This window comes from Kitasatospora sp. NPDC057738, assembly GCF_042798815.1.
In the GTDB taxonomy this organism is placed as follows: Bacteria; Actinomycetota; Actinomycetes; order Streptomycetales; family Streptomycetaceae; genus Kitasatospora; species Kitasatospora lactacystinica.
In genome coordinates, this window is record NZ_JBHVJT010000083.1 from 23406 (window position 1) to 34693 (window position 11288).

An 11288-nucleotide genomic window follows, 5' to 3' on the forward strand; every position below is an offset into this window, starting at 1 on the left:
TTGTGATGGGGGGGGGGGGGGGGGGGGGGGAGGAGTTGGGAGGGGGGGAGACCGGGGGGGGGGGGGGGGAGTTCGCCCGGCCCCCCCCCCCACTCCGGGCGGTTCAGCGGGACGCCTCGCCGGTGCCCGTGCAGCAGGCCTCCGGTGCGCCGGCGGCGCTCTTGCCGAGGCTGTCGGCGTCGGCCTTGACGACGTAGACCTCCCAGGGCTCCTTGCCGGGGGCGGTCACCCAGACCTTGTCCTGGACGGCGTAGCAGCAGGAGGTGTCGTTCTCCTCGAAGGTGGCGAGGCCGGCCTCGCGCAGGCGGGTGGTGGCGGCGGTGACCTGCTCGGTGGAGGCGACCTCGACGCCGAGGTGGTCGAGGCGGGTGTCCTCGCCGGGCTCGCCCTCGATGAGGACGAGCTTCAGCGGGGGCTCGGTGACGGCGAAGTTGGCGTAGCCGGGGCGGCGCTTGGCGGGCTCGGTGCCGAAGAGCTTGGAGTAGAAGGCGATGGAGCCTTCGAGGTCGGCGACGCGCAGGGCGAGCTGGACACGGGACACGGTGGCCTCCAACGGGCTGGAAGGGCTGGAAGGGCTGGAAGGGCTCGAAGGGCTCGAAGGGAGCAAAGGGCTGGAAGGGAGCAAAGGACCGAACGAGTCTGTATCGATATCTGTCGATTCAACCTTGCACTCTGGATCGATATTCGTCAACATAGAAGCATGTCGAAACAGGAACTCCCGCTGCTCGATCGGGACGACGCCGCGGACGGCTGCTGCCCCCGGCTGCTGAGCGCCCCGCTGGACGCTGACCAGGCCGCCGAACTGGCGCCGCTCTTCAAGGCCTTGGGCGATCCGGTGCGGCTGCGGCTGCTGTCGATGATCGCCTCCGGCGCCGGAGGCGAGGTGTGCGTCTGCGACCTGACGCCGGCCTTCGACCTGTCCCAGCCGACGATCTCCCACCACCTGAAGCTGCTGCGGCAGGCCGGGCTGATCGACTCCGAGCGCCGCGGCACCTGGGTGTACTACCGGCTGGTCCCCGAGACGACCGACCGCCTCGCGGGCATCCTCACCCGCCGGGCGTCCCTCGGCGCCGCCGAGTGAGCGCCGAAGCGGGGGCGCCCGCCCCGGTGGCCGGCCGGCTGTCGTTCACCGACCGCTACCTCGCGCTGTGGATCCTCGCCGCGATGGTCCTCGGCATCGGCCTGGGCCGGCTCGTCCCCGGTCTGGGCGACGCGCTCGCGAAGGTGACCGTCACCGGCGTCTCCCTGCCGATCGCGCTCGGCCTGCTGGTGATGATGTACCCGGTGCTCGCCAAGGTCCGCTACGACCGCCTGGACACCGTCACCCGCGACCGCCGCCTGCTGCTCCCCTCCCTGCTGCTGAACTGGCTCGTCGGGCCCGCCCTGATGTTCGCCCTCGCCTGGCTCCTGCTGCCCGACCTGCCGGAGTACCGCACCGGGCTGATCGTCGTCGGCCTCGCCCGCTGCATCGCCATGGTGATCATCTGGAACGACCTGGCCGGCGGCGACCGGGAGGCCGCCGCCGTCCTCGTCGCCCTGAACTCGCTCTTCCAGGTGGTCGCCTTCGGCGCGCTGGGCTGGTTCTACCTGTCCGTGCTGCCCGGGTGGCTCGGCCTGGAGCGGACCGCGCTCGACGTCCCGGTGTGGGAGATCGCCCGCAGCGTGCTGATCTTCCTCGGCATCCCGCTCGCCGCCGGCTACCTCACCCGCCGCCTGGGCGAGAAGGCCCGCGGCCGTGCCTGGTACGAGACGGCGCTGCTGCCGCGCATCGGCCCGTTCGCGCTGTACGGGCTGCTGTTCACGATCGTCGTCCTGTTCGCGCTCCAGGGCCGCGCCATCACCGCGCAGCCCCTGGACGTCGCCCGGATCGCGCTGCCGCTGCTGGTCTACTTCGCCGTCATGTGGGCCGGTTCCCTGGCGCTGGGCCGCGCGGTGGGACTGGACCACCCGCGCGCCACCACCCTCGCGTTCACCGCGGCGGGCAACAACTTCGAACTGGCCATCGCCGTCGCCATCGCCACCTTCGGCGCCGCGAGCGGCCAGGCCCTCGCCGGAGTGGTCGGCCCGCTGATCGAGGTGCCCGTCCTGATCGGCCTCGTCCACGTGGCCCTCGCCGCCCGCCGGTACTTCCCCCGGCCCGCCACCGCCACCCCCACCACCTCCACCACCGCCCCCGAACCCGAAGGTTCCGCCCGTGTCTGAGTCCAAGCCGTCCGTGCTGTTCGTCTGCGTGCACAACGCCGGCCGCTCCCAGATGGCCGCCGCCTTCCTCACCCGGCTCGGCGGGGACCGGGTCGAGGTCCGGTCGGCCGGGTCGGCGCCCGCCGAATCCGTCAACCCGGCCGTGGTCCGGGCGATGGCCGAGGTGGGGATCGACCTCTCCGCCGGGACGCCCAAGGTGCTCACCGTCGAGGCGGTCCGGGCCTCGGACGTGGTGATCACGATGGGCTGTGGCGACGCCTGCCCGTACTTCCCCGGAAAGCGCTACCTGGACTGGCAGTTGGCGGACCCGGCGGGCCAGGGCGTCGACGCCGTCCGCCCGATCCGCGACGCGATCGAGCAGCGTGTCCGCGCCCTGATGGCGGAACTCGGCATCGAGGCCGCCGTGTGAGCGGGGTGGTGAACGTCGCCGCGATGACCCCGGCGCACGCCGCGCAGGTCCTGGAGATCTACCGGTCGGGCATCGACGGCGGCGACGCCACCTTCGAGACCGGCGTGCCGAGTTGGGAGGCGTTCGACGCGGCTCGCATGGCCGAGCACCGCCTCGTCGCCCTCGACGGGTTCGACAGGTTCGACAGGTTCGACGGGTTCGACCGGGTGCTCGGCTGGGCCGCGGTGGCGCGGGTGTCGGAGCGGAGCGCGTACGCGGGGGTGGTCGAGCACTCCGTCTACGTCCATCCCGACGCGCGGGGGCGGGGCGTCGGCGCCGCCCTCCTGGAGGCGCTGATCGCCTCCACCGAGCGGGCCGGGATCTGGACGATCCAGTCCGGGATCTTCCCGGAGAACACGGCCGGTCTCGCCCTGCACGCCAGGGCCGGGTTCAGGGTGATCGGGACGCGCGAGCGGATCGGCCGGCACCACGGGCGTTGGCGCGACGTGGTCCTCCTGGAGCGCCGCAGCCCGGCGGTCGGCTGACCGGACCGCTGACCGAACGGCCCGCCGGACCGCTTGCCGAACGGCCCGCCGGACCGCTTGCCGGACCACCCCCGAACCGCCTCTGACCAGCCCGTTAGGCTCGCACCATGACTGCCGACGACCACCACACGTGCGCGTGCTGCGCGGAACGCCACGACGGCCCGCCGCTGTCCTACGGGGCTCCGGCGCCGGTGGGCTGGAAGCCGCGGTACTCCCGGCGCCGGGACAGCGAGCTGACCGCCGACCAGTGCGTGGTCAAGGGCCGGCACTTCTACGTCCACGGCCTGATCGAGATACCGGTGCGTGACAGCGGCGACACGTTCTCGTGGGGCGTGTGGGTCTCCTTGAGCGAGCAGAACTTCGCCCGGACGCACGACCTGTGGGACGACCCGGCACGGGAGCAGGAGCCCCCGTACTTCGGCTGGCTCTCCTCCGAGCTGCCCGTCTATCCGGACTCGACCCTCCTGCTCAAGACCCACGTCCACACCCGCGCGGTCGGCCGGCGTCCGCTGATCGAACTGGAACCGACCGATCATCCCCTCGCGGTCGAGCAGCGCGAAGGGATCACCACCGGCCGCGTGCGGGAATTCGCGGACCTGCTCCTTCGGGGCTGACGGCCTCCGGCTCGCCGACCGTCCCCGGGCCGCTGCTTCCCGCCGACGGTACGCAACAGCCGGCCACGGTGCGCAGTGCGCAGCGCGCGGTTCGCGGTGCGCGGTGCATGCCGCGCGGTGCCGTGGCCGGCCGGTGCGCGCACGGCCGGTCGAGGTGTGTCAGACGCCGACCGCGGTGCCGGCGTGGGCGGAGGCCGCCTGGTACTCGTCGTCGCCCTCGAACCGGGCTTCGCAGCCGGTGGCGAGGGTGCTGGCGACGATGACCGGGTCGAGGATCTTGGATCCGGAGTTCAGCTTGGCGATCCCGCTCTGGTCGGTGGTCGCGGAGCCGACCCGCTGGCCGCTCGCCGTGCTGTAGAAGGTGATCTCCCGCCCCACGATCGGCTTGCCGTCCGTGTCGGTCAGCGTGGCCTCGAAGTCGCCGCTGATCGGGGCGTGGGCGACCACGTGGCCGCTGACCGTACGTGCTGTGAGCTGGACTGGCTTCTTCTCGGAAGTCATGGTGTAACCTCCCGGATGCTCTGGGCTACTACCTCCACCGTAGGCACGTCCGTGACGGCTTGCACGCGGGCCGTGACGCCGCCCGGGCCGCACGGGCAGCCCGGGCCGCACGGGCGGGAGACCGGGACAACCCGGTGGAGTTCGGGGCGGGGATCGGGGAGACTCGCGCGCATGGTTTCGGTACTGCAGAACGTGGCGATCGACTGCGCGGACGCCTATGGGCTGGCGCGCTTCTGGAGCGGTGTGACCGGCAGGCCGCTGGACCCCGACTGCCGGCCGGGGGACCACGAGACCCAGGTGCTGCTGGCGGAGGGCCCGGTCCTGTACTTCAACCAGGTGCCCGAGGCGAAGACGGTCAAGAACCGGGTCCACCTGTGCCTGCGGCCCGAGACCTCGCGCGACCAGGAGGTGGAGCGGCTGCTCGGCCTCGGCGCCGCCCTCGTCGGCGACCACCGGAACCCCGACGGTTCGGGTTGGGCGGTCCTCGCCGATCCCGAGGGCAACGAGTTCTGCGTGCTGCGCAGCGACTCCGACCGGGCGGCCGCGCACCCCTGAGGGTGCCGGGGCGGGCCACGCGCGCACGGAGCCGGGGCGGTGCGGACGGCGGGACGGATGGTGGTGCGGACGGCGGTGCGGACGGCGGGACGGACGGCGGCGCGCACGCGGAGCCTCCTCGACGGCCCACCGCCCCTCCGGCGATGGGCCGTTGGCGGGCCGTCGAGCGCTACAGGCGGAGCAGGACCACGCCCGTGACGGTCGTCGCCGCGGCGACGACCAGGACCGTCACCGCGCAGCCGACGTTCCCCGCCACGGACCGGCGGGTGGCCGCGAGGTCCGGCGTGAAGTCGGCCGGGTCGGCGGGGGAGTAGTGGATCGTGAGGTCCCCGCCGACCGGGACGGCGGAGTCCGGCAGGCCCGAGGGGTAGTAGGCGGTGACGGCCGTCCCTTCCTCGGTGGTGAAGGCGACGACCGGCGTCCGGCTGCTCTGGGTGCCGCCCTCCCCGTCGCTCTCGACGTTCCTGAGGACGGCGACGACCCGCCCAGGGACGGGCAGCATGGCGGACAACTCGGCGAGCCGCTTCTTCGTCGTCTGCTTCTCCCCGGGCAGGTAGAACGCGCCGAGGACGGTGGCCGGACCGCAGGTCGCGACCAGGGCCCACGGCCAGCCCCGGTCGATCGAGAGGACGACCACCAGCCCGACGTAGATCAGGAACACCGCGGTGTGGGGCCAGGCGAGCCCCCGCCGCCCCGCCTGGAGGTCGCTGACGAACCGGAAGGCGTGCGGCCTCCCGCGCGGGTAGCGGATCCCGACCTCCCGGCCCACCCAGGCCGTGCTGATCCGGTCGCCGGTCCCGCTGTCGTTGGTGACGACGAACTCCTCGCCGGTGGACGGGTCCTGGAAGCGGACGACCACCGCTATCCCGTCGTTCGGGGAGCTCCCGTTGCGCGGCTCCCCCACCCGTTCGATCCGCCCCTTCACCCGTACGGCCCGCTGCGCCTTGGTCAGGCCGGCCAGCGACCGGCCGTACCCGACCAGCGCCACGGCGCCGAACACCCCGCACCACAGGGCCAGGATTCCGTGCCAGTTCATGTGCGCCCCGCTCCCGTCCGTCCTGTCCGTGGTTCAGTGCGCCGAGGTGCGCCGCAGCACCCGGCCCTGTCCGTCCGCCTCCAGCACGGCGGCGCCCCCGGGCCCGGCCACGGTGACCGTGATGGTGACGGGGCCGTTGGTGCGGAGGACGGTGATGCTCCAGGCCTGCGGGGCGTGGACGCCGAGGGTGGTCCTGGCCTCGTCGACCAGGGCCGGGAACCGCTCGTAGGGCAGTGACAGCGGATCGAACTCCCGGGCCTTCGAGTCGGTCGAGGAGAACGTCAGCGCCAGCAGGCTGTCCGTCACCTGCAGGGTCGTCACCGGGCCCGCTTCGCCGTTCCGCGTCAACGAGTTGACGGCCCGCCCCAACTCGCCTTCGTCGAGGAAGGACTGCCCGGGGCCGAGCACGACGGTGCCGGACCCGGCCGTCACCACCTTGGTCGACCACGACGAGGAGGCGGAGGCCGAGGCCGAGGGGCTCGCGGAGGAGGACGGCGGGCCGGCGGGTTCGTCCTCGAACAGGTCCACCCGGAACAGGAGGACGACGGCCGCCGCGGCGAGCAGCAGACCGAGGAACCCGAGGAAGGGGACGGCGCAGCTGTCGGACGGTTCGCTCACCTTGGTCGAGGCGGGCGCGGAGTCGAGCAGTGCCCCGGCCGCCCGCTCCTCCCACTCCGGGGTCGGCCGCTTCACGATGCGCACGGCTGCCGGCCGGTCCGGCGGGTAGCGGACCACCAGGACGCCGCGCGGCCGGTAGTCGGGGAGGTCGGCGACGTGGATGTCCTGGGTGAACTCCGCCCGGAACGCGGGGCCTTCGTCCGGCACGACGGTGAGGTCGAACCGCACCGCCCGGTCGGTCACCTCGCCCGTCGGGACGTCCAGGCTCTCGATCATCGCGAGCGCCGTCCGCGGGACGACGGCCGCCTCCCGGGCCCGTCGCGGCAGGCCGGCGAGGAGGAGCAGCAGGCCGTAGGCGATGGGAAGGCCCAGGCCGGCGACGAACAGCGCCGGCTCGTCGACGACGACGCCGACGACCATCGCGGCGAGCGATCCTCCGATCACGCCTCCGGTCAGGAAGCCGCGGGCGAGGGCGACCGGCGTGTTGCGCGTGGGCGGCGCACCGGTGGTGATCGTCATACCGGTGATTGTGCCGGGCGGGAGCGACGGCGGACAGGCCCGGAGCCGACAAGCTTGCGCCGTCCCAGTGAAACGCCGGAATCGGTCGGGGCGTCCCGCGTGCCGCCGGCCCAACCGGCCCGCCCTGCCCCTGACTTCACGGCGGACCGGCTCCGACCGGCCGGCCCGTGAACCCCCGAACACCCGAACCAGGAGCAGCAGTGCGAATCCCCCAGAAGCCCGCCGTCGTCCTCGCGGCCGCCGTCGCCCTCGCCGGCCTCACCGCCCTCGGCGGCGGCCCGGCCACGGCCGCCCCGCGGGACCCGGTCGCCGTGTCCCTCCAGGTGTCGAGCGACGGCACCAACCTCGACGAGTACGAGGGCGGCGAGGTCTGGACCCGGGACGCCCGACTCACCTTCCAGGACTGGGTGATCAGCCAGCTCGACGACGGAAGCTTCCGCATCAAGGGCACCCACTACGACCGGTGCGTCACCGACAACGGTGTCGGGAACCCCGTGACCCTGAAGGGTTGCAACGCGAACGACCCCGCCCAGCGGTGGATCTTCGACATCGGCTCCGAGCGCACCGTCGTCGAGAGCGTCAAGGACCGCCGCACGGGCCTCCAGGCCAACGGTCCGAACCAGCCGGTCACCCTGGAGCCGCTGGACGACAACCCGGCCCAGGAGTGGACGCCGTACCAGAAGTGACGGAGGGTTCCCCCGCCGCGGCCCGCCGCCGAACGGTGCCGAACGGTGCCGAACGGCGTCGAACAACGCCGAACGGCGTCGGGGCCGGGCCGCGGCCGCGCCGCCGTCAGTCGTACACGGCGGTGAAGTCCCGGCCGAGCGCGGCGTACCGGTCCAACTCGTCTTTCGTGACAAGTCGTCATGGTCGGCGGATCACCTGTTCTAGGATCCTGGGGCACTTCGGACAGCGCGTCGCTCCGTCCGAGCCGCACTTCCTCAGCAGACCACGTGCCCGGCGTTCGGGACAGGAGAGCCGGGTTCCCATCCTTCGATGCGGAGGCTTGACCATGAGTCGAACGGGTACGCGTCCAAGAGTCCTCATAGTCGGGGCGGGCCTGGCCGGCACCGCCACGGCCATCCGGCTGCTCTGCTTCGCGCGCAGACCGCTGGAGATCGTCCTGCTGGAACGACGCTCCGACTACCGCTCGGCGGGCGTCGCCTACCACCGGGACGGCAACCCCTGGGACTACGTGTTCAACATCCAGGCGGGCCGGATGTCGGTGTTCCGCGAGGACGTCCTCGACTTCGTCCGCTGGGCCAACCACGAGGCCGACCGCAGCGGCTGGCCGGAGCCCTGGGCCGGGCTCCGGTTCGTCGAGCAGGGGCCGGCGCCCCGGCGGATCTTCCAGGACTACCTGAGCGACCGGCTGGCCGAGGCGAGGCGCGAAGCGCTTCCCGGTGTCGTGCTCGTCGAAGCGGAGGGCGAGGCGGTCGACCTGGAAGTCCGGCCCACCGGAGTCGATGTGACGATCGAACAGTCGTCGGGCCGCGGGGGCGAAGCCGACCGGAGCCCGGAGGTGACCGTGCTCCGCGCCGACCAGGTCGTCCTCGCGACCGGCCTCGAACTCCGGGAGCCGGTCTTCGCCTCCGAGGTCCGCACCCACGCCTCCTTCGTGCGGAACCCCTACTCGGCGGCCGGAATCCGCAAGCTCGTCTCGCTCCCGTCCGAGTCGACGGTCGCCATCGTCGGCTCCGTGCTGAGCGCCTACGACTCGGCGGGCCTGCTGCTGCGCCAGGGCCACACCGGGAGGATCCATCTGATCTCCAGGACCGGGACGATGTTCCGGACGTACCCCGGCGGCCACGAGCACGGGGTGCTGCGCCTGCCCTGTCCGAAGACGCTGCTGGAGCCGTACCGGAACCGTGAGGAGTTCCTCGTCCGGATCCGGGCCGAGTGGGACACGGCGTGCTCGACGGTCGTCCGGGAGCATCCCGACGTCTCCCCGGTGGTGGTCGCCGAGCGGGTGGTCAAGGCGTGGGAGCCGCACCTCCCCGAGGCCATCGAGCGCATCCCCACCGCGGAACTGCGGGGCCTGCTGGACGAGTTCGGCACCGCGCTGGCCGCGCTGCGGGTCGGGGTGCTGGAGTACACGATGGCGGTCGTCGAGCGCGCCCTGCACGCGGCGGACGGAGCGGTGCGGCTGGTCGTCGGCAAGGTGGAGGCGGTCAGGCCGGCGGAGTCGGGCCGGCTGGCCGTGTCGGTCGCCTCCCCGCAGGAGGAGCACACCATCGAGGCCGACCTGGTGGTGTCCAACTTCGGCCGGGAGTCGGACTACAGCAGGGTCGACCGGCCGCTCTGGCGGAACCTCCTGCGGCGGGGGATCGCGGAGCCCCACGCGCGCACCGGGCGCGGCCTGGAGGTCGACGGACGGGGGGTGCTGCTGGGCCCCGGCGGGGTGGCGGGCCCGGTGTCCGCGGTCGGCGCGCTGCGCGAGGGCGACGAGATCGTGCGGAACGGCCGGACCGGTGCGTTCACCTTCAATCTCGCTGCCATCAAGAACCATTCGATCGCGGTAGCCGCGCACGTGATCGAGCAACTGGAAGTGGAAGAGGACGTTTCGGCTCGGATCGCGGAGCGGAGTTCGGCTCGGACTTCGGAGTGGACTTCGGTGGGCAGTCCGGCTCGAAGCACGGCCGGAAGCACGGCCGGAAGAACGGCCGAAAGCGTGGCCGGTCGCCGCGGGGGTGTCGGCAATCTGGAGGAAGCGGCCCGGGGGGAATTCGAGGACGCTGTGGTACTGGAGGCCAGGAGATTGGCCTCGCGCGGTCGAATTGAACGGAACCTGCTCGATTCCCGACTGGACGCCTGTATCCGGTCCATGGGTGAACGTCCGGCCGCTGCGGTGGATGCCGCCCGGTACGACCGCCTGATGAGGGCGGTCGTCAACCGGGCCGCGGTCGAACGACTCACCGATGTCTCCGTGACACCACGACAACTGCGCCGACAGCTGGGAATGGCGACCGCCGAAGAACAGGAGGAATAGGTGGACGGGCGACGGATTCAGGGATCCCTGCTGACCGGTGGTGCACAGAGCGAAGTGCGGGGCACCTGCAACCGCACGAGACATCCGCTCGAGGGATCCATCCTCGTCGCCCCTTCCCTCGACGCCGGCCTGTACGAGGCGATCGTGGCGGCGCGCGCGGTGGTCTGCGGTTCGGGCGGGCTGACCGGCCACATGCAGTCGCTCTGCCGGGGCAGGGGAATTCCCGTGCTCCGCGTCGACGAGGCGGACCTCGACGACCTGGTCGGCGAGGCGGTGCTGGACCTCGACGGCGAGTCGATCGTCGTCGAGTCCGGTGCGGGCGCCGGGGCCGACGCGGACGCCGGGGCCGGGGTCCCCTCGCCGGCCGACCTCGGCGCGGCGTGCGCGGTCATCGCGGACCTCCAGGACATCAGCGCGATCAACTCCTGCGGGCCGGACGCGAAGCGGGTCGACTGCTTCTTCATCCGGGAGGAGTTCCTCTGCCTGGCGGCGGGCCTGAGTCCGCTCGACTCCCTGGAGGGCGGCCCGGCCGAAGCGGCGGTCTACGGGCGGGCGCTCGCCGACCGGCTGTGCGCCTTCACCGAGGCGCTGCTGCCCGGCCAGCGGCTGATCCTGAGGATGCTCGACCTCCGCTCCGACCACGCCGCCAGCGTCACCGAGCTGGCCCCGGTCGCGGTCGAGCCCAACCCCGAGCTGGGCCTGCACGGCGCACGCTGGCTGCTGGGGTCGACCGCCTACCGGGAGGCGTTGCACGCCATGCTCGGCTCGCTGCGCGAGCGGCTCGGCGACGGCGCGGGCCGGGTGCACCTCTCCGTCCCGTTCCTCAACGACGCGGAGGAGTTCGCCCAGCTCAGGAAGCACCTCGAACTGCCCGCCGGGGTGCCGCTGTCCGCGTTCATCGAGACACCGGCGGCGGTGCACGCCACGGCGGAGATCTGCGCCGCCGGCGCCAGCGAACTGTTCGTCGGGGTGAAGGACCTGGTGCAGTTCTACCTGGCCGCGGACCGAGGCAACCACCTGGTGGCGGAGTCCTACCAGACCCGGCACCCGGCCGTCCTGGACGGGCTGCGCAGGGTGGTGGAGTCGGCCCGCGCCGCGGGGACCCCGGTGAAGGTGTTCGCGCTGGGCACGGACCTCGCCCACTACCTCGCCCACGTGCCCACTCCGGACGGCTACATGATGTGCACCGCCGAACTCCGGCAGCTGGTGCTCGACTCGCGGCCCTGACCGGGCGGGGGGGGGGGGGGGGGGGCCCGCCCCCCCGAACCAAAGCGGCCCGCGCGCCTCTCCCCCCCCTCCCCCTCTCTCGCCCACCCCATCC

Annotated in this window: 13 protein-coding genes; 9 read left to right on the plus strand and 4 right to left on the minus strand. The window is 72.7% G+C overall.

Annotation, left to right across the window (positions count from 1 at the left end; translation table 11 throughout):
* Nucleotides 1–103: 103 nt before the first annotated feature.
* Nucleotides 104–541 (minus strand): ArsI/CadI family heavy metal resistance metalloenzyme, encoded by a 438-nt coding sequence (locus ACFVGO_RS33250; RefSeq protein WP_359897674.1) that lies wholly within the window; start codon nt 539–541, stop codon nt 104–106.
* A gap of 159 nt (nt 542–700) precedes the next feature.
* Here ACFVGO_RS33250 and ACFVGO_RS33255 point away from each other — a divergent pair, with 159 nt between their 5' ends.
* The 5 genes from ACFVGO_RS33255 (at nt 701) to ACFVGO_RS33275 (ending at nt 3749) form a co-directional block, all read left to right on the plus strand.
* Complete coding sequence (locus ACFVGO_RS33255; RefSeq protein ID WP_359897675.1) at nt 701–1081, plus strand: metalloregulator ArsR/SmtB family transcription factor; 381 nt, start codon at nt 701–703, stop codon at nt 1079–1081.
* Nucleotides 1078–2202, plus strand: a complete 1125-nt coding sequence (gene arsB / locus ACFVGO_RS33260; protein ID WP_380635819.1) for an ACR3 family arsenite efflux transporter — start codon at nt 1078–1080, stop codon at nt 2200–2202. The genes ACFVGO_RS33255 and arsB overlap by 4 nt, the downstream gene beginning before the upstream one ends.
* Nucleotides 2195–2611, plus strand: coding sequence for an arsenate reductase ArsC (locus ACFVGO_RS33265; protein ID WP_380635821.1), 417 nt, complete (start codon nt 2195–2197; stop codon nt 2609–2611). Before arsB ends, ACFVGO_RS33265 begins: the two co-directional genes overlap by 8 nt.
* 23 nt (nt 2612–2634) lie before the next feature.
* Nucleotides 2635–3135, plus strand: a complete 501-nt coding sequence (locus ACFVGO_RS33270; protein ID WP_380352813.1) for a GNAT family N-acetyltransferase — start codon at nt 2635–2637, stop codon at nt 3133–3135.
* Between the two features lie 107 nt (nt 3136–3242).
* The gene (locus tag ACFVGO_RS33275; protein ID WP_380352811.1) at nt 3243–3749 is read left to right on the plus strand and encodes a DUF2199 domain-containing protein; all 507 of its coding nucleotides are present in this window, start codon (nt 3243–3245) and stop codon (nt 3747–3749) included.
* A gap of 159 nt (nt 3750–3908) precedes the next feature.
* Here the strand turns inward: ACFVGO_RS33275 and ACFVGO_RS33280 are convergent, their stop codons facing one another.
* Nucleotides 3909–4250, minus strand: a complete 342-nt coding sequence (locus tag ACFVGO_RS33280) for an Ig-like domain-containing protein (RefSeq protein WP_359897681.1) — start codon at nt 4248–4250, stop codon at nt 3909–3911.
* A 171-nt stretch (nt 4251–4421) separates the two neighbouring features.
* Between ACFVGO_RS33280 and ACFVGO_RS33285 the strand changes: the two genes are divergently transcribed.
* Entirely contained in the window at nt 4422–4805 is a 384-nt protein-coding gene (locus tag ACFVGO_RS33285) for a VOC family protein (protein ID WP_359897682.1), read from the plus strand.
* A gap of 169 nt (nt 4806–4974) precedes the next feature.
* Here the strand turns inward: ACFVGO_RS33285 and ACFVGO_RS33290 are convergent, their stop codons facing one another.
* Entirely contained in the window at nt 4975–5841 is an 867-nt protein-coding gene (locus ACFVGO_RS33290; RefSeq protein WP_380352809.1) for a DUF3592 domain-containing protein, read from the minus strand.
* A 33-nt stretch (nt 5842–5874) separates the two neighbouring features.
* Complete coding sequence (locus ACFVGO_RS33295; protein WP_380635825.1) at nt 5875–6978, minus strand: hypothetical protein; 1104 nt, start codon at nt 6976–6978, stop codon at nt 5875–5877.
* A gap of 200 nt (nt 6979–7178) precedes the next feature.
* On the opposite strand from ACFVGO_RS33295, the gene ACFVGO_RS33300 reads away from it, so the two are divergent.
* The 3 genes from ACFVGO_RS33300 to ACFVGO_RS33310 all read left to right on the plus strand — a co-directional run bounded on the left by ACFVGO_RS33300 (nt 7179) and on the right by ACFVGO_RS33310 (nt 11194).
* A complete protein-coding gene (locus ACFVGO_RS33300) occupies nt 7179–7664 on the plus strand; it encodes a ricin-type beta-trefoil lectin domain protein (protein ID WP_359897685.1) in 486 nt (161 codons plus the stop codon).
* A 326-nt stretch (nt 7665–7990) separates the two neighbouring features.
* Entirely contained in the window at nt 7991–9967 is a 1977-nt protein-coding gene (locus tag ACFVGO_RS33305; protein ID WP_380635827.1) for an FAD/NAD(P)-binding protein, read from the plus strand.
* On the plus strand, nt 9968–11194 hold the full coding sequence (locus ACFVGO_RS33310; protein WP_380352803.1) for a putative PEP-binding protein: 1227 nt from the start codon (nt 9968–9970) through the stop codon (nt 11192–11194). It abuts the gene before it with no gap.
* Nucleotides 11195–11288 lie beyond the last annotated feature (94 nt).